This window comes from Marinicellulosiphila megalodicopiae (assembly GCF_045862395.1).
Classification (GTDB): domain Bacteria; phylum Pseudomonadota; class Gammaproteobacteria; order Pseudomonadales; family Natronospirillaceae; genus Marinicellulosiphila; species Marinicellulosiphila megalodicopiae.
Window position 1 is genome coordinate 4389746 of record NZ_AP023087.1, and the last position, 24872, is coordinate 4414617.

Consider the following 24872-nt stretch of genomic DNA (forward strand, 5'->3'; position numbering starts at 1 on the left):
TTAATTGATTGTAAGTTCAGCTAAACGATCAGCTAACAATTGATTCATTTGAGTAATGGCTTCGTCTATCGATATTTCATCATTAATGACCATTTGATAATATTGAGTGAAATACAAAGTCTGTGCATATTGATCTAAAGGGTGGGTACGAATAATAGCCAAGTCTTGAATTGACTTTTTAATCACTGAATTTACATTCGTTTGATTTAAATAGTTTTTATAAAAGACTTCATTGTAATTTTCTAACATATCAATTCGTGTACTTACTATTCCATATTCATTAAATTCTGCTTGGTAATCAGCTTTGTCACTCCCACCAATCAATGAATCCAATATAGGCTTGATGACACTCATGTCTGCATTTTTATTGACAATTAAGTGCGTGCCACCCCAATTCCCACTTTTAGTACCCGGTGTTTGAGCCATAGCAAATTTATTGATTTGATCTGGAGCAATCCAAACTGACAAATGTCCCGACAACCAAATTCCTTGCACAGAAGCTAATAATTTATCGCCCCTATACGCACCATACCAATTGTCATTCCACATTCCGGTTTCAAATGCCAACGCTTCATCATGGAATATTTTTGCAAATTCATAAGCTTGGGTATAAAAGTCACGATCTAAATTATAAGCACCGTTTTCGTCTTCAAAAAGAAAAGCGCCATTTTCTAAATGACTGTGCACATACAAACGTAATATGGCATCTGAGTTATCCACAATGTAATAACCATTTTGTTTGGCGGTTCTGGCGGCTTGTAAATATTGATCCCAAGTGCCTGAAATTTGCTCAATGCTTACACCGGCGGCTATCATTAAGTCTGTGCGATAAAACTGCACACCTACTCCAGAGCCCATTGGAATTGCACGTTGTTTACCTAATGTGTCAATGCCTTTTTCAACGGCATAAGGGTAAAAATTGGATTTGTAGTCGGCAAAGTAATCCGTTAAATCCATTAACTCAAACCGATTCAAATACACACCTAATTGCCCATCGTCTACAAAATATATGTCTTTAGTACCTAAGTTGGATGCAATATCCAAAATCATGGCATTGTGATGAGTGCCCCAATCATTTGATGTGACATCACTTTGTGCAAACCATTGAGTTTTAAAATTTCCGTAATCGCCAAAGGTCGCAATCGTAGGTTTTGGGTCTTCTGCGATGGCAGTTAAACCCACTGCTGCTGTAAACACAGCGACCAGATAGTGTTGTATATTCATTAAATTTTCCTAATATTGAATCGATTCATTTTAAAAAATCGGATTATACAGGATTATTCATTTCGAATTTAAAGTTCTTTCCTTATTTTGTTGCGTTTTGCTAATGCCCCCCCAAACCATTAACAACCAAAACCCGCTTGAAAGCATTAAACTCAAACTTAAAACTGAGCCTTCAAACAGCCTAATAAAAATGATGTTTCTACAATCTCATCATGTTTCCAAAATTGAATAATAATTAACAATAATGGTCAGGCAGGCAAATAACATAAACCAAAAAATTTAAAAGTGAGCGTCACTTTAGAATACTCACTTATGTCGATGCACCACGCAGACTGCATCGAGTAAGTGTTAAAGGCGAGAGTCAATGGTACAAGAATAAAAAAAGGCTATATAAAATAGCCTTTAAACAACAAGTGATGCGTTTCTCTTAATTTTTATTTTATTATTAAATTAAATTAGATTCAGAATTTACATGAATAATCTAACCATACACTTAACTTTCCTTATTTAAATATTCAGTAAACTAATGACACCCACTTTTTTACTTTTGAAAATGAATCTACTTTATAAGGCTTGTTAATGAAGAAAGTTAATTCATGGGTACGAAAAGAAATTCAATAAACTGGCTATGTGAATATTGACTCAGCCTGAAATAATAGTCTTGTATTTCGCCAAACTGATTTTTTTGATGAGGATAGGGCACTGCCTCTAACGATTGTTGGTAAAAAGAGAATTCGAAGCTTTCTTTGTCCTCTAAAATAACCTGTAACGTAACATATCCCACAGAAGGGTTGCCTATAATCGAACGTTTACTGCCAAAATATAGGAGTTTAATTTGCATGCCATTGGGAAGATCAACCACCTCATCGCCCTTCAAAACAACTCTTGTACCTACTTGGTTTTCTTTCTCCAATTGCTCACAGTGGCGTATCAGTAAGGCACTATGTTTCATAAATTCAGCTCTTAAACTATCTTGAGCAGACACCACACTATTTTCTTTCCTTGATTCAAAAGTCAGACTTGCTGCTTTTTGTATTACGGAATAAGCCTTTAGAACAGGCGGTTTTTCTTTGTGGATAATTGTGTAGGACATACACGAATCTTCGCTGTTAAGCTTGAAATTGATGATATTACCTTGGTCATCATAGACAGATATTCCACCTTTAATGTGATCTACACATTGATGAACTGCATGATATATTTCTGTGGTTTCACTCATTTTTGAATCCTTGCTATAAACAGAAAGAACAAACACAACTTGAATTAACACAAGACTCCATATTCTTATTATTTGGGGTTTATGCATTTCAAGAACCATATACGATTTTTGTGTTTAGTTTGACAGAAACAATATCCACTTGCATCCAATCAATGATGCAAGTACGCCTTTGTGTGCATGTCCTCACAAACATCTTTCAACTTTACTTTGCATTTAGTTTTTATTTAGGATTCAAGAATCAAAGCCAAAGAAAATTCAACGACTCTGACCCTTAGATATCCTGATTTTATCACCATCCGAGAAGTGAAAATCAATCATAAAATATTAATCACCAGCATCCTAAATCCGCAAAAAGAAAGCAGAAAATCACTAGGTAAATTATATAAAGATCGGTGGCATGTTGAGTTGGATTTCAGAAACTTAAAAACCACATTGGGCATGAATATTTTGAGTTGTAAAACGCCAGAAATGTGTGAGAAGGAAATGTGGATGCATGTGCTTGCGCATAATATTATTCGATTATTCGCAGCACAGTCTGCCATTATTTTTAAAATAAAACCTAGAACCATAAGTTTTAAACATTGCCTGCAAGTTTGGTTAACTTATAGCCAGATTGATCGGAGGCCAGATGATGCGATGTTTGCCTTAATATCGAAACCGCGAATTGGTAATCGGCCTGGAAGAGTTGAGCCAAGAGCGGTAAAACGAAGGCCAAAACCGTATAAGTTATTGACCGTTAAGCGGGAAATTGCAAAAGCAGATATTAGAAAAAATGGACACCCTAAGAAAAAGAAATAGTATTTTATTAAAAGGTTTTATCTCTTAGCTAAGTGCCATTCAGGCCAGACCCCACTATATTTTGGGTTGCCTGTCCTTAAACTGCTACTTAAACTGCTTACGATTTTCAGAAAGGGTAATTTAGCTTGTAAGTCTTATTGTTGGGGATAAGAATGCTTAATTGTTATAATTTTCTAGTATCTCGTTAAGCGCTTGATTTCTATATTTATTGAAGCCACCAAAAAATGTTGGGTGATACATACGAACGCAAGATGCCGGTAAATCGGCATGTTTTACATTTGCAAGGGCTCTAGTCTTTATACCAGAATTGGTCTGAACAAATGTTACGTTAGGAAAGTGATGTGCTATGTCAGCATCACGATATGGACCAGTGAAAAATATGACGATATCAGGTTTAATAATTTTAATTTCTTCAGCAATAACAGAGAAAAAGTCTCTTTCAACTTGCCTTGTACGTGGATTTACACCCGTTCGGCCATTTGGTTTTCCTATTTTATTAATGTTATTCCAAATAAAATAATGAGATTTATTTTCATTTTGTAGTGCCTTTTGAAAGAACCTGAATCCTTTCCAAAAAGAGCTTTTACCATATCCACCGTAGAATTGTTCTTGACAGAAAAAGCTGTCATAAAACTTCATTGGCCCTTCTACATCTGGGAAGATTTTTCCCCACCCTTTCGTTTCCTGTCCAAAAATCATGACGGTTATATCGGCAGAGTTTAATTTTTCTTCGTCAACTGATAATAAAAGAGGATTTGTATATGCATTTACATCTAGCGTCTTTATGTTTTCTTGCAATTCTTTCCAGTGGCTGGCGTATAATTCTTTTAATTTTTGATTAATGCTCATTTAAGTACCTGTTTATTATTGGTTGCAGATCAATCGGCAAGTTGGTGTTGCAATGGGGGTATATTTTTAATAACTTTACAAACGTCAGCATTGATTGTATTAAAAAAATCAAACAATGACATGTGATTAAGATTAGGGTTTTTTCAATCATCAAAGCAATATCAAAGACAAACGAAGTCATTTTCTGGTTGTTGATCTGTTCGACGATGTCAGCAGCGATCTTAGCTCGTTGCTGTCCTTTAAACTCAAAGGGCTTAAATTCTGGGGGTCAGGCCTTTATTTTTTCATGTCAAATGTTTGGTCTGACCCTACTCTAATATTTAAAATATAACGAACTGACGAAGTAAAAATTAATTTACTAAAAAAGAGTAAAGAATTTCACTTCGCCTATTGACCGGGGTTTTCTAATGGGTGACCCCAAATTACTGTTGCTTTGTGTCAAATGTAAGGCCTGACCCCAAAGTATTCATGACCCCAAAGTATTCAGGGTGACCCTAATCATTTTCTAATCGTTTTACTCCAATATCTTTCTAATCTCATCTTTTTTAAGTATAACTAATATCAGCATACCTAAAGCAAAGAAAAAAAATGATTTAAAGAAGTGAGTAAATGGGTAAAAATAAATTGGAGTTGGTATATGAAGCACATCTTGATTTTCTAGCACATCAAGATATTCATTCCTAGATATAGAATCAGTAGCAATAATATTCCCATTAAGATCATAGCGAACTCCCTTATTATTTCTATAGTTAAAGTAAACTATAAATTCCAATTCATTAAAATAAAACAATTTAAAATCAGCGCCATAGCTTTCGACATTCCATCCACGTAAATATTCTAATTTCTCACTGTAAATTTGAACTCTACCACTAACTGGATGAGGAGCAACATAAATACCCCCATCCATTATCAAAGCACCCTTTACATTCCCTATGGGCCATTCTTGATCATTTAGAAACCAATTTATTTTACCAAATGCTGATAGAAACATCAGAGTTAAAAATGTAATACCAGTAATGATTAAAGAATAAGAAATAACCTCAACTAATGACTTTTTATCTCCTTTTTTCATTTTTGTAAAAAAAAGACCTTGTAAAATACAAATAATAAGAATCAATATCAACAATAGTAAAAAGTTATTCATATAGTTTTAATTCCAAATTACTTGAGGTACATCAATTAAAATGTTTTCTGAAATATCATTATTTCGTAAATCTAAATATTCTAATTTTTTCAACTGACTGATATTAGGAATTTCTTTCAATCCGCTTGCATTTAATGAAAGCTCTTTTAAAGATTTCAATTGCAGTAAAAAATCATAACTTTCAAATTTACTCTGACTTAAACTTAGAGCTTCAATTGTTGTATATGAGCCAATTAATTCAGAGTTTGTAACACTAGAATTGATAATATTTAAATACTTCAATTGAGGGTATTCGTTTAATTGAGCCATATTAAAATGACTATTCACTATAGTAAGACTTTCTAATTTAGAAAAATCTAATATGGATAAATTTGAGCTTTTAATATTCCTCAAAATCAAATGTTCGAGATATTCCAATTCAGACAGTTTAATTATTAATTCTTCATTAACATCAAAACAGTCAATGTTTTTTACAACATTTACGTATTCCCCATTTGTAAATTTTTTAAATATACCAACAGAACAACCCATAAATTTTTTATAAATTTCTGCTTCACCCTTTGCCTCAACGAATTGACACAAACTAACTAATAACAAAATTAAAAACTTAGTTTTCATATCGCACACTCTTTTATAGTTAAAAAATCAAACACATGATAAATAAACCTAACTTTGACACGCATGATAATCAAAATCAGGCCAATTAAAAATAGATTAATTTCGATCTTATAATATATTTACTGAAAAATGAATTTTGTTGAAGCCCTATAAATACTCAATCGAAAAACACATATTTGACTCTTTTCAAACCGAGTGAATGTCTATCATGAATGATATAGAGTATTTGTTGAATGGTTAAAGCATATAAAATGTAATTATTTGCCAAAGTAAAACAAGCTATTCGAATAACCTAACGTCCTTGTTCGTTTAAAGTCCTTCATTTTAGACACAAGACTTAAAGTATCACCTACAATTCCCTTGAAACTGGATTCGAAATTTTGAGTGATGTGCAACCATTGTTCCTGTTCAATATTTAGTCTAAGCAAAATATTTGGTAATGCTTGATCAATACTTCCACGTTTGTTTTTTCTAACTTGTCTGCCCGTCCAATCGACTAATTCTAAATAATTGGTTAACGTAAATGGAATACCTTTAGGCATATTCTCTCTGGGTTTGCCTGCAAAATTTAAAAGTGAACCTTCTTGCTGATCCAATCTATTGGGTACTTTTGATTGTTTCGCTTTTTCTGCTCGTTTTTTAATACTGGTGTGATCGGATTTTTCAGGTGTATTGGCCATTTGTGCACGTATTGGATTTAAATCCACATAGGCCATACAAGCCAACAAGGCTTTTTCATCTAATAATGCTTGTGATTTAAAACGGCCTTCCCAAAATTTTCCTGTGCAGTTATCTTCTGCATTCGCCATTCGAGCAAGGGGTTCGTTGATGTTTTTTACAAATCAAACTAAGTCCAACAAGCGTTCGCGCCATTCATTAATTTTTATGGTGACTGCATCTAATTCGACTTTTGAAAGATTTTCGCCATTGGCGAATTTTTGCGTTAGCATCGTTACTTTGTAGAGTTGATGCCAGCGTAATGCTATTTCAAGATCCGTCAGTTGTTTTGATTCTTCTTGGTCTATGAACACAACCAAATGAAAATGATTTGACATAATGGCATACGAAGCTATCTTTATATTAAAGATCTTCGGTAGTTCTTCTAGTCGATTTTCAATCCATTTTTGCCTGTGTGAATAATCCTTTTTTGTAATCGCATCTTTCCCTAAGATGAAACAACGCCTACAGCATCGGCTTACTATGTGATAGTAAGGCGTCGCTTCTAGTGAAACTAAACTCTTTCTGGCTATTGGCATATTTAACTCACATTGATCATTTCTATATTTTGAGATTAGGTCAAAGCGGTTAAATTGCCATTTTTCATTTGTGTCTTTTTGTATTTACTATGTGTGTCAGACTAGTACTAGATCAAAGCGGTTAAATTACCATTTTTCATTTGTGTCTTTTTGTATTTACTATGTGTGTCAGACTAGTACTTTTCTGTGTGAATAATCCTTTTTTGTAATCGCATCTCTCCCTAAGATGAAACAACGCCTACAGCATCGGCTTACTATGTGATAGTAAGGCGTCGCTTCTAGTGGAACTAAACTCTTTCTGGCTATTGGCATATTCAACTCGCTTTGATCATTTCTATATTTTCAGATTAGATCAAAGCGGTTAAATTGCCATTTTTCATTTGTGTCTTTTTGTATTTACTATGTGTGTCAGACTAGTACTTGCCTAATTGGCATATTCAACTCGCTTTGATCATTTCTATATTTTCAGATTAGATCAAAGCGATTAAATTGCCATTTTTCATTTGTGTCTTTTTGTATTTACGATGTGTGTCAGACTAGTACGTTAGAAAAAATGGACACCCTAAGAAACAGAAATAGTACTTTATTAAAAGGTTTTATCTCTTAGCTAAGTGCCATTCAACTCTGACCCCATTGATCCTAGTTGGTTTTTAGAGCTTGAGTGTCTATATCAATATATTGATCATTATTTATGTGTAAATTATTATACGATTCAATAATTTGAATTCTATTAAATCTATTATGCCTATCATTTTGATAAGCTAGTTCATACCATTTAAGAGTTTCATCTAAATTGGCCTCAATTTTCCGACCATAAAAATAATTCTCTGCAATTGTAATTCTTGCTTCTCTTCTATCAGCCTCTAAAGATTCAGAACTGTAATTATTCGCTGCAATTAATAGAAGCTCCCAATATTTATCATAGTTAGGCTCACCAAAATAATTACTCGCATACACACTAGACAAAAACAATTGAGCCTCACTACTATTATTTCGAGCAGCCAACATTATCAATTCAATAGCCTTGTCAATATTTTTATGTTCATAATCATCATCTAATAATACCATTGCATAATCAAATAAACCTCTTACACTATTATTATCAATGGCCATTTCAATCCAACGAACAGACTCATTCAAATCATATTCTCGGTTTTGTTCAAGATTATAAAGCCTCCCCATTATTAATTGAGAGTTTACATCACCGCCTAACGCCGATTTTTTTCTCCAATATTTTTGTTTTCTATTATTTGAAAATTCAATATATTCTCCGTCCGTTTTCCCATAAAAATTGGCCAGTGCAACTTGAGCAGGCAAATGATTATTTCTTGCAGACTTTCTATACCATTTAAGAGCTTTCTTCAAATCTTTTTGAACCACTATCCCGTTTTCAAAATTTTCTGCAATAAAGAATTGAGCCTCTTCATTAGCCTGTTTGGCTAGTTTAAAATTACTTTCAAATTCATTAATTATTTTTTTATCTACGTTAAGCTGATATTTAGAATCACTAGAATCACTAGAATCACTAGAATCACTAGAATCACTGCAATTCAATATAGATATACCAATTAAAAAAATTACAAACATGTTTAATATAGCTTTATTAACAAGACAACCCGTTTTCTTTATATGCTTCACACATTCTATCATCTAAACTCCCTCCTCCCATTTCTTTAGCTTTCTCATTTAGTTTATCATCGTTGATATCACCACTCAATTCAGCACCTGGGATAAATGGAACTGGAATTGACATTTCCCAATCTCCATCTGAATTTTCAGTTGGAATAGGTGGTGCATAATGTTCTTTAGGATCTAATGTAAAGTCAAATTCGAGGCCATCCTCACCAACTGTTGCTTCCAATGGGCCCTTAGATATTCCAAATTTAATGTTACTTATCCAAGAATCATCTACTTCTTCAACATTATTATCATAAGGATTGTTATGATCATTAATATCCTTTCTTCTGTTCTTTTGCCTTTTAATACTCTCTTGAATATCTGAATCATTAAGTTCTACTGTAAACATTTCGCCTTGGGTACTTCTCTCAAATGAACGAAATTTTCGATCACTCCAACCAAAGATGCCAGATGTATCAACAATCAAAATATCTAAATTTTCAAAATTGCGCTCTCGTAAATTAGGAGTGTAATATCTCTCATTTAAGTCAAATGCTGTAACATAAGATGTATTAGTTATAAGCGGGTTCCAAGTATCATATGACAAGACTTGATATGTATTTGGTAGGCGATATTCAAACCCACTAGGATCCACAAACACCATAGGATTATTCAAAACATAACTATAACGATTATAATTCTGTAAATTCAAAGGTGCCTGAATAAAAGGATCAGGGCTCAAAAAACGCCCCGTCAACGGATCATACATTCGCCCTTGCATTTGAATCACATCAATATCTTCTAAATATTCGTGCCCCGTATAAATTTTATCGGAAGCCGAAGCCTCACCTTCAAACAACATTTCACTACTAAAATCATAATCATCCAACTTCAAACCAAACGGACTAAACGCATACTGATCCGACCCTTTTTCAAGCTCGATGGTATGATCATTTGCAACTGCCAATAATGTCCCGATCTGATCATGCAATAAATAATTTGCAGACACATTTCTTTCGGTATCCAACACGATTTGCACTTCAGGAATACTATTAAAGGTAATACTTAATTGATCGTTTTGAACATCATCATTAAGACCTTCATATTTAAATTCTTTACCAGCTATGTAAAACGTTGTTTGACCGATTTCGCCAGTTTGATGATTTTTTGATTGTAGAACTTGATTATCAGCATACACAAATTCCTGAATAACCTCAGAGTGTTGCTTAATAGACAAAACTTGACCCATTGCATCACGAATGTATTCTATTTGACGCGGGCCATTATCATATTGAACAGCACCTAATTCAGTGTCGTAGACATAAAATGACTCATAAATTATGTCGCCACCACCTTGTTCAATCTGAGCTGTGGAAACTCGATGAGGATACGATGACCATGAAGCATAATTAATTACTTTTTCTGAATCATAAGAATTTTTTATAGTTTTCTTATTCATAAAACCACTAGAACGATATTCATAGTGCTCTGATCGCGTTTCGCCTGAAATACCGCCCACTGACTCCACTACGGATGTTAAGCGTGACCCTAAATGATCCACTTCAACGTTATTTTGATCTTTGCCATAATAATATTGTTGAGTGAAATTATTATTATGGTTTTGTCTTTTGGTTAAGTACCCACGGTTATTATAATTAAACGTCCAATTTTCAGTTAAGAAAGCTTGCAGGCCACCTTCCACCGTTGCATCTTTAATTTCAAAACTTGTTTCACCTAAAGTTGAGTTCTCTGGGCGATACGTTTTTTGCCAAATGATTTCACGATCTATAATTTCATTGTTATTTTTTAACGACAATTGGGTGACTAAAATTTCATCAATATTACCAAAATGATCAATACTCTTAGGCGTATATGAAAATAATCCGGTTGCGTTTGCATCAACATCATCACCAATTGTTACCTGCGCATAGTTGACAGCACCTGAGTAAGGGTCGTAATCAAATTCAACTATTTCTTTATTAACAAACTCATCCATTAATCTGAATGTTGTTTTGCTCAAACGATGTAAATCATCGTAATCAAAATAGGTTAAACCGCCAATTAAGTTCAAACCATCTTGATCAATATCTAAATATTCTTCAGAGGTTGCGACATTTCTTGAACCATTTTGACCATTGGTTTTGTAAGTAAAGGATTGTTTAAAGTAAGGTTTTTTTAAATTTGAAGTAGTATTACAATATTCTGCTGGGATCGATAACGCCCCTTCATATACAGTCTTAGATTTTAGTCGTTGGCCAGAATAGTCATACTCGTAACAATAACTATATTGACCATTATTAGCCAATTTCAAATTGTCGTATTTGTCATAATAGTTATACGTATATAAAAAATTAGGTGTTCGAGTTTCAATTAAACGATCGAAAACATCGTACATATTATTCGATGATCCATCAAAATTAATATCATTTACTGAGGATACTTTTCCTGCTCTATGATAGGTCGTTGATACCATATGCGTGACATTATTTTGTGGTAATGAATGTATAACCTGCCCTTTTGCATCATATACAAACGTCACATATTGATTCGCTCGATCTTTAACTGCTATTACTTGACCCATGGCATCAAAGTACGTCACTGTAAATTCATCAGACATTAATTGGTAGTCAAGTAAATGTTCAGTGGCATCACTATCCAGCTCTGAGCCAATATATTTCACTTCCATTTGAGTGGATTGATAGGTGTAGCCCAAAATCATAAAAGCTTTATTTGAAGATTTATATTGCTTATATACATGTAAACCTTGCGTATCCGCTTCACCATCAAAATTAACAAAATCTGGATTTGATTTATGTATTAAACGCCCTAATACATCGTATTCAAAATGAGTTCCATGCTGGGTTAAATCTACTTGATTTAAAGGGCCAAGTTTAGGCGTTGATTGATACACTAATTCTCCATCAGGGTTATATTGAAATAACACTTGATGATATTCACTTGTGTTTTGTTCACCTTTTGCCACAAATGCGTGATTGGCTGTGCCGGTTACTTGTAATTTTTCATTGTAATATTCGTAAGACAACAAACCTAAACTATCTTCTGTCACTTTATAAAACTGATGTAATAACGGATCACAAATAGTACTGCCATCACAATTTAAATACATTTGATTAATCGTATAATCAGTCAAATGATTAGTAGATTGTATTTCTCTACCAATGGCATCAAATTCGAAATCTGTTCTCTCCAGTGTCGAGCCATTTTTAATCGTTCTTGGCTGCCCATAAATATCAAAGTTTTCATAATAAAAACTGCTTATAAATTGTGCATCTTGATACTTAAGCTCATTTTCTATATTGATACCATTTGCATCATAGAAAAAATATTGTTTTTTGGTAATTTCAGATTGTCCACTACTGCCAATATTAATTAGATCAACATTACCAAAATCGTCATATTCAAATTCAGTTACTCTGTTATCAGTTAAATGATTTGACGGCTCTTCTTTACGGGTTAACACAGGTACGGCTGAATTGTTTTTAAATTCATAATTGAAAGAATAATCATCAACTATTGAATCTCCAACAAGATAATTATTAGTAATTTCAAAACGCTGTATTTTTGTAGATTTTACTAATTGTGAATTATAGTCATTAAATTTAGTTGAATAATTATCATCGAATGTATATTGATAAATATGAGTATAAGTAACTTCATTTTCGACCATATCTGTTACTGGGTTAATATAAGTCTCAATTATATTTTTAGGTCTAAAAATATCGGTTGAATCTTTAAAAGTAGATATCCGTTTTTTTGAAATAGGTTGCCCATCTAATGCAAATAGTTCAGTTTCCTCTTTTGATAAATATGTGAAATATACATTATTAATTTCAATAAAATTATAAACCTTCTTTACTAGAGAAGGTGCCCCGTCAATTTCTGAAGGTGTCGCCAAAGAGCGTGCCATTGCATTAACATTACCTGCTTTTGATTTTGACAGAATAGTTGAATCATCATCGCCTGAAATACCGGGATAAAATGAACTAGGTAATTGAGCAATAACATTTTCAGCAGTATCGCCTTCATAATAAGATTTTGAAATTTCTTTTACTTTACCTATGAATGGAAATTCTAAATAGAATTGTGATCGGGTCACACTTGCATTGCTGGTTGTACTTGTACTACGATTTAACGTTGTGTCAAATTCTTTTACGCTTGTAATAAATTCAAATCCAGTAAAGCCTTTACTTGATCCAACTGAAAAAGATTCATCTTGTTTATGGTAAAACCCACCAGCGTATTGATAAAATATTTTTGAATCATTTGTTGTGATGCTTTTAACTAAGTCAACATTAGTTAAGTTGTGGGCCTTTATAAATTTTGAATTATAATTTTTATCTGTTTTAACGTAGATACCTTGAGGACCATAGATATTTTTATCTTTTGTATTTGCGTAACCGAATGTGGTTTGTTGGCCAAAACTATCTGAAAAACCATTAAATGTAAGTTTATTTTTTTTGCTTCCGTAATATATTGTAGTTGGATTTGACCCACCATAACAACATACATCACTTTGAATAACTAAATCAGATTTTTCGTCACCATCAATATCAACCATAAATACAGATGCACTGTAATATCCGTATGAATCTTGTGAGAAGACAATTTTTGATGCTAAATAATCAATACCTGCAGTTTCTTTATTATATACACCTAATCTTGCTTCAACCGTATAACCATCTCGATTTAAGTATACAAAATCTTTAACTCCATCCATATTAATATCAATAAAATTAAAAGGTCTTATTGTATATTTTTTATTATGACCAATTAATGTAGCATCAGGCATATTGGTTAATGTATCCTCTACCTCATCATCTGTAATTAAAAGATTAAAGCGATAATTAATTTTTCGAAAAAAAGAACCGTCACCTTTATTGATATAAATATCACTAAATGCACCTCTTAATACCAGCGCATCATCCAAACCATCTGAATTAACATCAAAAACATAAACAATATCATCACCATCATTTGTATCAAAATATGTTCGAGTATCAAGACCACTTGATGTTTCTGTCTTGGAATATTTAATTTTTTCTGATTGCCCATCCCCATCAATATCAATGGTAACTGCATATTTATCCTCCCCGTCTTTCTCAAGAATCAGATCACTAAAAATTAATTTATTCCACCCTCCAGAATCCATTATCGAATATTCTTTATTCGCTAATGTACTATAATTTTGCCTAGTATAGTCATAACTATCACTCGACACTAAATCTATTGACTCTGGTGTTATTTTATAAATACCATAAAAAGATGAATATTCTCTAGTACTTTGAGTTGATACTTCCCACCCCGTACCATTTCCATGTATAAACAAATCCTCTTCACCATCTCCATCAATATCTTGAACAGAAATATTAGCTTGATTAGTACTATAGTTTAATTTGGAACTATAACCCGCTGGCACTAATTCTAAATCAGAACTAAACACACTACTAAATGATCTATTAACGTTTTTTAATACACCAAACGACCAATCTCTACTATAGATATTTGCATTAACCGTATATAGATCCAGCACACCATCATCATTATAATCATAGAATACTGAATTACCGCCCGTCTGTAATAACCCTCCAACTTCTTCAAAATCAAAAATATCACCAAATGATTCAAGCTCCCAATCAAATTCAATTTTTTCCAATGCTTTATTATTTGGTAAATGCTCTTGAACAAAATGTAGGTAAGGAACCTCAGCATTACCAAAGCCTGAGATTGAATTATCATTTTCATTAGAATATCCTAAATTATATGTTCTAAAAAACTTATCATCAGTTGTAATGGTAATATAATCTAAAATCATTTCATGTTTAAATAAACTACCTTCGTTGTAATACGGTAAATATTTATTTTTTGCTTGATAAAAGAATTCAATCTTTGAATTACCATATTCTATAATTGATAATTGTTTTTCTTTTGCACCAGATACTGAATCAAAATCTTCATATGCATAGCTTATAATCTGCCCGAACTTATTTTTCTTTTCTGTCAACATCCATCTTAATGGATTTATATAGGTACCCGCTAATTGGAAGTATTGATTAGTACCACCTGTCACTTCGTGAATAATACTTGTGTACGATGTTTTCCCTATTACAATACTACTAATATCATTATAACTGACTTTACCAAATGAATATAACTCACCATTATTTGTTTCGACTTCCCAATATGGTGATGTTCTATAATGAGGGAGCTCATTTAAAAAGTAAGTCTGAGCTTCGATGTATTTGAATAAATATCCACTATCAATTTCTGTTCGATATATACCATCGTCAACCTCAATTAATTCCTGCCCACTAAAACAAAATTGATCATTTCCATCAAAATTAATACCTTCAACATATGGCATTTTAGTTTTGCATCGATATATAGACTGAGTAGCAGATAAGCCCCCACCCTTACCCAATAACCCTACTCCTGCCTGGCTATCAAATGTCAACTCAACTTCAGGTTGAAAATCACCAGGTCCTTTTGGTAAAGTTAATGGTATATTCCAATTGGCCGAACCTGTTTGCGTCACACTAGCATTAATTTGTGTTGCACCTACTATAATTTCTTTTTGATCATTAATACTAGAAGTTAATTCAGGATCACTCGATTTAGCTAATTTTCTTGGAGCAATTGACAATTTTAAAGAACCATTTTTTGCTGTCACTGCAATATTTTCAAGGCTAGGAAGATCTAAGTACTCTTTTAATAGAAGCGCTGCCTGAGGGTATTGATTAGTATCGGCCTGTAATATCATGGAGGCATTGTTATTTTGCGTATTTGCAATCAATAAATCCATTTCCTGGTCATTATTTACATCAGCATTTTCAATCGAATAATTATTTAAATCATGTTGTTGTGTAAAAAAATCAGATGCCACATGCTCTAATTTTTGAGGCTGCCCTAAACTCCCATCTGCTAGTTTTTCCATATAAAAATCATCAAATGCAGATAAATTAATTGGCAATATTACTTTGCCAGCTAAAAATATCATTTGTTCTTCTGCGACAAAATATAAAGCATTATTGTCTTCATAGACCGTAATTTTTTCAATATCCAACTGATTCCCTGCCATCGATAGGCAAGTACAAGTAGCAGCAATAAAGCCAACTACAAATTTGATGATTTTCATTTTCTTTCCTATTGATTTAAAAAATCAAGCACAGTAAATATCCAAATATCTACCGCGCCATTTTTTGAATGTGTTATCTACTCGTTATTGATCCAACTGAACGAACGTCAGTTGAGATACGTTATTACCATTGTAAGAAATACAATTAGCATGTACCTGTGCGTTGACTTTTTCCCTACTTAAATATGACGCTAACGATACTGTTAAAATTCGATCCACTACGAATGAATTACCAGAAACCGTATACAAATAAGTTTGATGTTCTGGATTATTTGAACAAGACTCATTAAAAAGTGCATGTCCATCAGAGTCAACCAATTTTATTTTTAAGCGCCCGTCATCTAACAATTTTATAGATTTAACTTCGAATGTGGTTTGGATTGAACTATCAGGCTGAGAAGCATCAGTTTCAGTAGCTGTAGCTGTTTCTGTAGCTGTTTCTGTAGCTGTTTCCGTAGCTGTTTCCGTTGCTGTTTCTGTAGCTGTTTCTGTAGCTGTTTCCGTAGCTGTTTCTGTTGTCCCACTAGAACTCCCACAGAATGTACCACTTATTTCAGGTGCTTGAATACTTGAGCCAGAAGTTAAATTTAAAGAAAAGTACAATACCTTTACACTATTTGGCGGCACAGAGGTATATGCAAAGTCATCCCATTGATACAATTTGCTTGAATCAAATTGACCATCACCCCATGAGTTACTGATGGTGGCATTAGGAAAACTTGCATGAATATACCAATCTTCAATACTTGCACCGGATTCGTTTACAAATTCAATTCGTGCATTCGCTCCGCTTCCCCAATTATTATCAATGGAGAAAGTACAACTTGCATTTGCAACTTGTGATAAACAAGTGACACTTAATAAAGTTATCGCGACTATCCACTTACTATTTTTAAATAAGTTATTCATTTTACTTCCTAAATTTTCAAAAAAATAAAATAAATTAATCTAAATTTAATTCGATATACGTTAACTGAGAACGGCTACCCCATTTATCAACACAATCACTATGGACACCGGCATTAACTGTAAGGTCTGACATTTGAGCAGTTAAGGCAATCGTTAAAGCACGATCCGTCATAGCTCCGTTATTTAAATCCGTAAATATTTTACCAGTTCCATCATATTGTCCACCTGCACAATTTGATTCAATGACCGCTCCAGGATTATTCACATCTTCTAAAATTAAGTATAAAGATCCATCATCCCAAATACGTGCTTCTAATATTTTGTATTCACCTTCTTTTTCAATACCTGCAACTGAGCTAAAAGAAAGTGCTGATAAGAATACTGCTGATAATGTTTTTTTAATGGACATAATAAGTTCCTTTATGCATATACATGCACTGATTGAGTTAAATTTGCGAGATATTATAATGATTGAGAACCAATTCACAATTTATTTTTGATTTTTGATTTTTGATTTTTGATTTTTTAAAAAAGTATTTGCTACATACAAAAATATTATGACAAATATATTTTATACATTTTTGAAAAATATTTTACTTCCCATACATAATTTTTATTTATATTACTTCTTCTATCCATTTAAGGTGAATTTCATCCAAAAAAAACGCCACTCAGGTCACCCCAAGTAGCGTTAGCATTTGTATTTAACTATTATTCAATCAACGATGTGAGCGAATCTCAGCTAATACTTTCAATTGCGCCATAGCCATTGCTAATTTAGCAGTTGCTTCGTCGTAGTTCACTTTACCCGCTTTGCCAGATAGCGCATCTTCCGCTTCTTGCTTGGCTTTTTGTGCAGCGGACTTGTCTAAGTCAGCAGCACGGATTGCCGTGTCTGCTAAGATAGTGACGTGCTTTGGTTGAATTTCGATGTATCCACCCGAGACAAAAAACAATTTTTCTTCGCCTTCAACGTTGATGCGTACGTGTCCTGGTTTAATACCAGTTAGTAACGGTGCGTGACCTGGGCGAATACCTAATTCACCCATTTCACCCGTTACCACAACCACTTCAACAGGGCCGGAAAAAATCAGTTCTTCAGCGCTAACAATGTCGCAGAGTACTGTCTTTGCCATTGTGCTTCTCCTTTACGCTTTTTCGCGTAATGCGTGAGCGGCTAATACTTCGTCAAGTCCGCCTTTCATGTAGAAGTCTTGCTCTACAATGTGGTCAAACTCACCCGCTAAGATGCCTTTGAATGCTGCTAATGTATCTTTTAAAGCTACATATTTACCTGGAGCACCAGTGAAGACTTCTGCAACGAAGAACGGCTGAGATAAGAAACGCTGTACTTTACGAGCACGGTTTACTGTTTGCTTATCTGCTTCAGACAATTCATCCATACCTAAGATAGCGATGATGTCTTTTAGCTCGTTATAACGCTGAATGATGTTTTGCACGCTAGATGCAATATCATAATGCTCTTGACCAACAACTAGTGGATCAAGTTGACGTGATGTTGAATCCAAAGGATCAATCGCTGGGTAGATACCCAATGATGCGATATCACGGCTAAGTACAACAGTTGCATCTAAGTGAGCAAAGGTAGTTGCAGGAGACGGATCGGTTAAATCATCCGCAGGTACGTATACCGCTTGGATTGATGTAATAGAACCGGTCTTCGTAGAAGTAATACGCTCTTGTAATACACCCATTTCTTCAGCAAGTGTTGGTTGGTAACCAACGGCTGATGGCATACGACCTAGTAGTGCAGAAACTTCTGTACCAGCTAACGTATAACGGTAGATGTTATCAACGAACAATAGTACGTCTTTACCTTCGTCACGGAATTTCTCAGCCATTGTCAAACCAGTCAAGGCAACACGTAAACGGTTTCCTGGTGGCTCGTTCATTTGGCCATAAACCATCGCAACTTTTGATTTGTCGAATTGATCAACATTAACAATGCCAGATTCCTGCATTTCGTGATAGAAATCGTTACCTTCACGAGTACGCTCACCTACACCAGCAAATACTGATAAACCAGAATGCTGAATAGCGATGTTGTTAATTAATTCCATCATGTTTACAGTTTTACCAACACCGGCACCACCGAACAAACCAACTTTACCACCTTTTGCAAAAGGGCAAACTAAGTCAATTACTTTGATACCTGTTTCTAGTAATTCTGCAGTTAATGATTGTTCTGCATAAGTGGGTGCAGCACGGTGAATAGACATACGCTCTTCTTCACCGATAGGGCCACACTCATCAATTGGGTTACCAAGTACATCCATAATACGACCCAAAGTTGCTGTACCTACTGGTACGGCGATTGGTGCATTAGTCGTTGTAACTTCGATGCCACGTTTAAGGCCTTCAGTTGAACCCATTGCAATGGTACGCACTATGCCATCGCCTAACTGTTGTTGAACTTCTAGTACGGTTGGGTAACCGACTAAGTTCAGTGCGTCATATACTTTTGGTACTGAATTACGTGGAAATTCCACGTCAATTACAGCACCAATAATTTGTACGATACGACCGTTACTCATCATTGTATCCTCTTATTCTTAAACCGCTGCCGCGCCGCTGACAATCTCAGAAATTTCCTGAGTAATCGCTGCTTGACGTGCTTTGTTATAAATTAGCTCTAATTCATCAATCATGTCGCCCGCATTATCGGTGGCGGATTTCATCGCCATCATACGAGAAGCCTGTTCAGAAGCGATGTTTTCCACCACTGCTTGATAGACTTGTGATTCCACAAAGCGCGTTAATAGACCATCTAGCAAAGGTTTCGCATCGGGTTCATACATGTAATCCCAGATGTGACTTGCTGAATCATCTTCGCTGGCTTGCAAAGGTAAAAGCTGTTGAATGTTTGGTGTTTGGGTCATGGTGTTAACGAATTCGTTAAATACAACATACAGACGGTCAATTTTGCCTTCTGTATATGCATCTAACATTACTCTAACACTGCCAATAATGTCTTGTAACTCTGGACGATCACCTAAACCAGTCGAGCTGGCTTCGATGTTAAATCCAAGAGTTTTAAAGAATGTCGCGCCTTTTGATCCTATAGAACAAAGACTCGCTTCTACATCTTTGGCTTTCCAATCCACGATTTGTTTGTTAACAGCTTTGAACAAATTAATATTCAAACCACCACACAGTCCACGATCAGACGATACAACGATATAACCTACTCGTTTTACATCACGCTCATTCATGTAAATGTGCTGGTATTCAGGGTTCGCCTGAGCTAAGTGACCAATCACGCCACGCACTTTTTCTGCGTAGGGTTTAGTCGCGCTCATTCTATCCTGAGCCTTACGCATTTTACTTGCAGCAACCATTTCCATTGCTGAAGTAATTTTTCGCGTATTTTGAATGCTACCAATTTTGGTGCGAATCTCTTTTCCGGCTGCCATTTATCTACCTATTTCCCAACTTGTTAGACTTGCGTCTACCAAGTTTGAGTTGCCTTAAATTTCTCTAATGCTTCTTTGAAGGTATTAGTAACATCTTCGTTGAATACACCAGATTTAACTAAACCAGTCATGAATTCGCCGTATTCAGCGTGCATGAATGAGTGCAACGATGCTTCAAAGCGCAATGCTTCAGCAACTTCAACACCTTTAAGGAAACCATTGTTGGCAGCATAAATGATCACAGCCATCTCAGCGATTGACGCTGGAGAATACTGCTTTTGCTTCATCAATTCTGTAACAAGTTGTCCGTGCTCTAATTGAGCGCGAGTCGCGTCGTCTAAGTCTGAAGCAAACTGAGCAAATGCGGCAAGTTCACGGTATTGCGCTAACGCAGTACGGATACCACCGGATAATTTACCCATTAATTTAGTTTGTGCTGAACCACCTACACGAGATACCGAGATACCAGCGTTGATTGCTGGACGGATACCTGAGTTGAAAAGGCTGGTTTCTAAGAAGATCTGACCATCTGTAATCGAAATTACGTTCGTAGGTACGAATGCAGAAACGTCACCACCTTGAGTTTCAATGATTGGGAAAGCGGTTAAAGAACCGGTTTGACCTTTCACTTCACCTTTGGTGAAATCTTCAACGTATTTCGCATTTACACGAGATGCACGCTCTAATAAGCGAGAGTGTAAATAGAATACGTCACCTGGATACGCTTCACGACCTGGTGGACGTTTAAGCAATAATGAAATTTGACGGTAAGCCCAAGCTTGTTTAGTCAAATCATCATATACGATTAATGCGTCTTCGCCGCGATCACGGAAATATTCGCCCATCGCACAACCGGTAAATGCAGCGATAAACTGCATAGATGCTGTTTCAGAAGCAGAGGCAGCAACAATAATTGTATGTGCTAATGCGTCATGCTCTTCTAATTTACGTACAACCTGAGCAATCGTTGATTGCTTTTGGCCAATCGCTACGTAAACACACTTAATGCCAGAACCTTTTTGGTTGATGATTGCATCAATCGCTACGGCTGTTTTACCCGTTTGACGATCGCCAATGATCAATTCACGTTGACCACGTCCAACAGGTACCATCGCATCAATTGCTTTAACACCGGTTTGAACTGGTTGATCAACAGATTGACGAGCAATAACGCCCGGTGCAACTTTCTCAACAGGTGCGAATGTTTTCGCATCAATTGGACCTTTGCCATCAATTGGGTTACCTAACGCATCTACTACACGGCCTAATAATTCAGGGCCAGTAGGTACTTCTAAGATACGTCCAGTACATTTACATTTTTGTCCTTCGGCTAATGACTTGTAATCACCTAGTACTACCGCGCCAACAGAGTCGCGTTCTAGGTTCAATGCCATACCGTATAGGCCGTCTTGAAATTCAATCATCTCACCGTACATAACGTCGGCAAGACCATGAATACGTACAATACCATCAGAAACACTGACGATTGTACCTTCGTTCTGAGCTTCAGTTGAAACATTAGCAGACTCAATACGCTGCTTGATGATTTCACTGATTTCAGAAGGATTTAATTGTTGCATGACAACTCCTAAGAATTCATTGCTTCGGCCAATTTGGCCAATTTACCACTGACAGAACCGTCAATCACCAAGTCGTTTGCACGAATAATCGCGCCGCCGATGATGCTTGGGTCAATTTCAGTAGTAATAGAAACGTCGCGGCCTAATTTAGCTGCTAATTTCTCGCTTAATGTTGATTGCTGTGCGGGTGTTAACGCAATTGCTGATGTAATGACTACATCAACTGAACCTTCTTGTTCAGCTTTTAACAAATCAAACTGAGTAGCAATTTCAGCTAATAACGATAAACGGTGATTTTCCGCTAAGGTATTAACCAAATGAATTGCTTCTTCGTTTAACTCTTCACCACATAATTCTTTGATGAAGTTTGCTTTATCCGATGCCGTTAAGCCCGGGTTTCCCAACACAATAGAAACTTTCTCATCCAGGGTGACACTTGCCAATGTAGACAACATGTCTGACCATTTTGCTAAGGCATTTTGATCGCTTGCCACGGCAAACGATGCTTTCGCATAAGGTCGTGCGTATGTACTTAATTCAGCCATGATACGCCCCTTTTATAGCTCTGCTGCCAATTGATCTAGCAACGCACTGTGAGTAGATTCGTCAATCTCTTTTTGTAGAATTTTTTGCGCACCTGCAATAGATAACGCAGAAACATTCGCTCGTAACGCTTCGCGCGCCGTGTTTGCTTCTTGCTCAATTTCAGAATGAGCATTTGCTTTAACACGGTCACTTTCGGTAACGGCATCCGCTTTTGCTTCTTCAACGATTGTTGCAGCGCGTTTATTCGCAGCATCAATGATAGAAGACGCTTGCTCTTTAGCTTCTGATAATGCTTTTTCAGCATCTTCACTAGCTAACAAAAGTTTTTTCTCTGCTTGAGTAGCAGCGTCCAAACCTTCAGCAATTTTAGCTTCACGTTCTTTCATAGCAGTAATCAATGGTGGCCAAACAAACTTGACACAAAACCACACGAATACTGCGAAAGAAACCATTTCCCAAATCAAAGTCTGATTAATATTCACACTTTCACCTCATTTATAATTGAATTAAAAAATCTTAATAAATGGGGGGATATTAAGTACGAGTAAAGATAAGCATTAAGGCAATACCTAAGCCGATCATTGGTACAGCATCAACAAGTGCCATAACAAGGAAGAATTTACCTTGAAGCATTGATGATAATTCTGGCTGACGCGCAGAACCTTCTAAGAATTTACCGCCCAAGATTCCAACGCCCAATGCAACACCAAGTGCGCCTAAGCCAAGCATGATAGAAGCTGCTAGGTAAATCATACCGATATCAGTCATATTTTTTCTCCAGTTTTTAAGTTTAAAGTTTAAGTTAAGGTTTTTAAAATTACTCCAAAGCGTTAACTTTGGAGTCGTGCTCGATTAATGATCTTCGTGTGCTTGGTTTAAGTAAACCAACGTCAAGACCATAAAGATATATGCTTGCAACGCTACCACTAAAATATGGAAGATTGCCCAGCCTAATTGCAATACACCAGCAGACAAAGACATGATGAATTCAGATGCCTTCAACTCATGCATACCGTACATAGTTGCAATTAATAAGAAGATTACTTCACCCGCGTACATGTTGCCGAACAAACGAAGCCCTAGTGAAACAGGTTTAGCGACCAATGTGACTAGCTCAAGAACTAAATTCACAGGAATAAAGATTGCTTGCACAACTGGGTTTTTGAAGCTTAAAGGATTTAATGTAAGCTCTTTGATGAAACCAAAGCCCTTTACTTTAATGCTGTAGAACAACACCAATAAGAAAACACCTAAAGCCAAACCTAACGTCATATTAGGATCGGTTGATGGTACGATTTTTTGGAAAGTAGTTAAATGTAAGCTTTCCATTGTATGTGGAATCAAATCAACAGGAATCAAATCCATTAAGTTCCACAAAATAACTGTCATGAAAATAGTTAATGCTAAAGGCGCAACTATTTCATTTTTACCGTGGAAAGTTTCTTTGGTTTGACTATCAACGAATGATACGACCAACTCTACAAAAGACTGAGAGCCTTTTGGAACACCCGCTGACACACGACGTGCGATCAACCAGAAAAAGCCCATGCCAAATATACATAACGCGAGAGACCAACCAATTGAGTCAACATGCAAACCAGAAAAACCCATTGCAGCAGCCTCTTCCGCACAACTTGCCATTTGCCAACCTGCATCTGCAGCCGTCACTACTTCACCATGACAATCAATAGCACCTTCGGGTAAATTACCGAACGTGGAATTGACTAAATGGTGAGCAATATAGTCACCAGAAGGGACTAATTCTCCACTGTTTCCAGCCATTGTATTACACCTTTATTTGTACCCGCGTTTTACGACGGATGATTAATTTGAAACTGGGTAAGGACCACGTTAACGATAATCATTAAAATGTATCCAATAAACAGGGTGGGAAAATGCAGTAATTCTGGAATGGCGATAAATGATGTAACAAACAACGCACAGCTCAAAACTACTTTATAAAATTCGCCCAGGTACAACCCTGATTTAATTCGATCTATATCGCTGGTGCCGTAATAGGCAAAAGCTTTAAAATTTAAATAGGCTTGGGGGAGGGTAAAAATGAGTATTGCGCAAAACAACGACAATCCCACATTCACATTTACTAACAACACACCCGCCGCCAACATCAGCGCCACGCTTGCTTGAAGAAGAAGAGCCTTATTAAGAGCAGGCTTTTTCAGTTTACTGGGTTTAAACGGTTTAAATATCGAATCACTCATCTTGATGCACTACTTCTATTTAAACTACCCATCAAACATTTCATCAAACTTTCCGTTGACGCCTAAAGTTACGCCATTTTTTAGCGCCGTGTACTATAAAGGTTCACGCACCCAATTTCAATCTAAAATCTGCACTGTTTTGGGTGTTCAAGCCCCGTTTTAATAGCAAAATAATATTGGACTGAACTCAAGATTCATGCGTACCGAGTGAATATTTGAGCATTTATTATTCAACTTAATAGATTTCAAACTATTTCATTAAATTTAATGCCGAACATGCACTGTTTGCTACATTCTTTGAAC

The 24872-nt window shown here is 35.5% G+C and carries 21 protein-coding genes; 1 reads left to right on the forward strand and 20 read right to left on the reverse strand.

Annotated elements, in window-relative coordinates:
- Together TYM08_RS18835 and TYM08_RS18840 are read right to left on the reverse strand one after the other, a co-directional pair.
- Positions 1 to 1224: an ABC transporter substrate-binding protein gene (locus tag TYM08_RS18835; RefSeq protein WP_422380696.1), complete on the reverse strand. Its 1224-nt coding sequence runs from the start codon at positions 1222 to 1224 to the stop codon at positions 1 to 3.
- A gap of 589 nt (positions 1225 to 1813) precedes the next feature.
- The gene (locus tag TYM08_RS18840; RefSeq protein WP_422380697.1) at positions 1814 to 2443 is read right to left on the reverse strand and encodes a hypothetical protein; all 630 of its coding nucleotides are present in this window, start codon (positions 2441 to 2443) and stop codon (positions 1814 to 1816) included.
- 303 nt (positions 2444 to 2746) lie between these two features.
- Between TYM08_RS18840 and TYM08_RS18845 the strand changes: the two genes are divergently transcribed.
- A complete protein-coding gene (locus TYM08_RS18845) occupies positions 2747 to 3241 on the forward strand; it encodes a transposase (protein ID WP_422380698.1) in 495 nt (164 codons plus the stop codon).
- A gap of 156 nt (positions 3242 to 3397) precedes the next feature.
- Here TYM08_RS18845 and TYM08_RS18850 read toward each other — a convergent pair whose 3' ends face one another.
- The 18 genes from TYM08_RS18850 to TYM08_RS18935 form a co-directional block, all read right to left on the reverse strand.
- On the reverse strand, positions 3398 to 4090 hold the full coding sequence (locus tag TYM08_RS18850) for a hypothetical protein (protein ID WP_422380699.1): 693 nt from the start codon (positions 4088 to 4090) through the stop codon (positions 3398 to 3400).
- 514 nt (positions 4091 to 4604) lie between these two features.
- Entirely contained in the window at positions 4605 to 5234 is a 630-nt protein-coding gene (locus TYM08_RS18855) for a hypothetical protein (RefSeq protein WP_422380700.1), read from the reverse strand.
- 6 nt (positions 5235 to 5240) lie between these two features.
- The gene (locus tag TYM08_RS18860; protein WP_422380701.1) at positions 5241 to 5852 is read right to left on the reverse strand and encodes a hypothetical protein; all 612 of its coding nucleotides are present in this window, start codon (positions 5850 to 5852) and stop codon (positions 5241 to 5243) included.
- A 257-nt stretch (positions 5853 to 6109) separates the two neighbouring features.
- Entirely contained in the window at positions 6110 to 6661 is a 552-nt protein-coding gene (locus TYM08_RS18865; RefSeq protein ID WP_422380702.1) for a hypothetical protein, read from the reverse strand.
- A 33-nt stretch (positions 6662 to 6694) separates the two neighbouring features.
- Positions 6695 to 6907, reverse strand: a complete 213-nt coding sequence (locus tag TYM08_RS18870) for a hypothetical protein (RefSeq protein ID WP_422380703.1) — start codon at positions 6905 to 6907, stop codon at positions 6695 to 6697.
- 840 nt (positions 6908 to 7747) lie between these two features.
- On the reverse strand, positions 7748 to 8758 hold the full coding sequence (locus TYM08_RS18875; protein WP_422380704.1) for a tetratricopeptide repeat protein: 1011 nt from the start codon (positions 8756 to 8758) through the stop codon (positions 7748 to 7750).
- A complete protein-coding gene (locus tag TYM08_RS18880) occupies positions 8712 to 15878 on the reverse strand; it encodes an RHS repeat domain-containing protein (protein ID WP_422380705.1) in 7167 nt (2388 codons plus the stop codon). The genes TYM08_RS18875 and TYM08_RS18880 overlap by 47 nt, the downstream gene beginning before the upstream one ends.
- 84 nt (positions 15879 to 15962) lie before the next feature.
- Positions 15963 to 16787 carry a cellulose binding domain-containing protein gene (locus TYM08_RS18885; RefSeq protein ID WP_422380706.1) on the reverse strand — a complete coding sequence of 275 codons (825 nt, stop codon included), beginning with the start codon at positions 16785 to 16787 and terminating at the stop codon, positions 15963 to 15965.
- A 34-nt stretch (positions 16788 to 16821) separates the two neighbouring features.
- The gene (locus tag TYM08_RS18890) at positions 16822 to 17196 is read right to left on the reverse strand and encodes a hypothetical protein (protein WP_422380707.1); all 375 of its coding nucleotides are present in this window, start codon (positions 17194 to 17196) and stop codon (positions 16822 to 16824) included.
- Positions 17197 to 17506: 310 nt separating this feature from the next.
- On the reverse strand, positions 17507 to 17923 hold the full coding sequence (locus TYM08_RS18895) for a F0F1 ATP synthase subunit epsilon (RefSeq protein WP_422380708.1): 417 nt from the start codon (positions 17921 to 17923) through the stop codon (positions 17507 to 17509).
- 12 nt (positions 17924 to 17935) lie between these two features.
- A complete protein-coding gene (atpD, locus tag TYM08_RS18900; RefSeq protein ID WP_422382849.1) occupies positions 17936 to 19342 on the reverse strand; it encodes a F0F1 ATP synthase subunit beta in 1407 nt (468 codons plus the stop codon).
- A gap of 18 nt (positions 19343 to 19360) precedes the next feature.
- On the reverse strand, positions 19361 to 20221 hold the full coding sequence (atpG, locus tag TYM08_RS18905) for a F0F1 ATP synthase subunit gamma (RefSeq protein WP_422380709.1): 861 nt from the start codon (positions 20219 to 20221) through the stop codon (positions 19361 to 19363).
- A gap of 35 nt (positions 20222 to 20256) precedes the next feature.
- A complete protein-coding gene (atpA, locus tag TYM08_RS18910) occupies positions 20257 to 21801 on the reverse strand; it encodes a F0F1 ATP synthase subunit alpha (protein ID WP_422380710.1) in 1545 nt (514 codons plus the stop codon).
- 8 nt (positions 21802 to 21809) lie between these two features.
- On the reverse strand, positions 21810 to 22346 hold the full coding sequence (locus tag TYM08_RS18915) for a F0F1 ATP synthase subunit delta (protein WP_422380711.1): 537 nt from the start codon (positions 22344 to 22346) through the stop codon (positions 21810 to 21812).
- A 12-nt stretch (positions 22347 to 22358) separates the two neighbouring features.
- A complete protein-coding gene (locus TYM08_RS18920) occupies positions 22359 to 22829 on the reverse strand; it encodes a F0F1 ATP synthase subunit B (protein ID WP_422380712.1) in 471 nt (156 codons plus the stop codon).
- A 52-nt stretch (positions 22830 to 22881) separates the two neighbouring features.
- Positions 22882 to 23115 (reverse strand): F0F1 ATP synthase subunit C, encoded by a 234-nt coding sequence (atpE, locus tag TYM08_RS18925; RefSeq protein WP_422380713.1) that lies wholly within the window; start codon positions 23113 to 23115, stop codon positions 22882 to 22884.
- A gap of 84 nt (positions 23116 to 23199) precedes the next feature.
- The gene (gene atpB, locus TYM08_RS18930; RefSeq protein ID WP_422380714.1) at positions 23200 to 24129 is read right to left on the reverse strand and encodes a F0F1 ATP synthase subunit A; all 930 of its coding nucleotides are present in this window, start codon (positions 24127 to 24129) and stop codon (positions 23200 to 23202) included.
- Positions 24130 to 24158: 29 nt separating this feature from the next.
- Positions 24159 to 24569, reverse strand: a complete 411-nt coding sequence (locus TYM08_RS18935; protein ID WP_422380715.1) for an ATP synthase subunit I — start codon at positions 24567 to 24569, stop codon at positions 24159 to 24161.
- Positions 24570 to 24872: the final 303 nt, after the last annotated feature.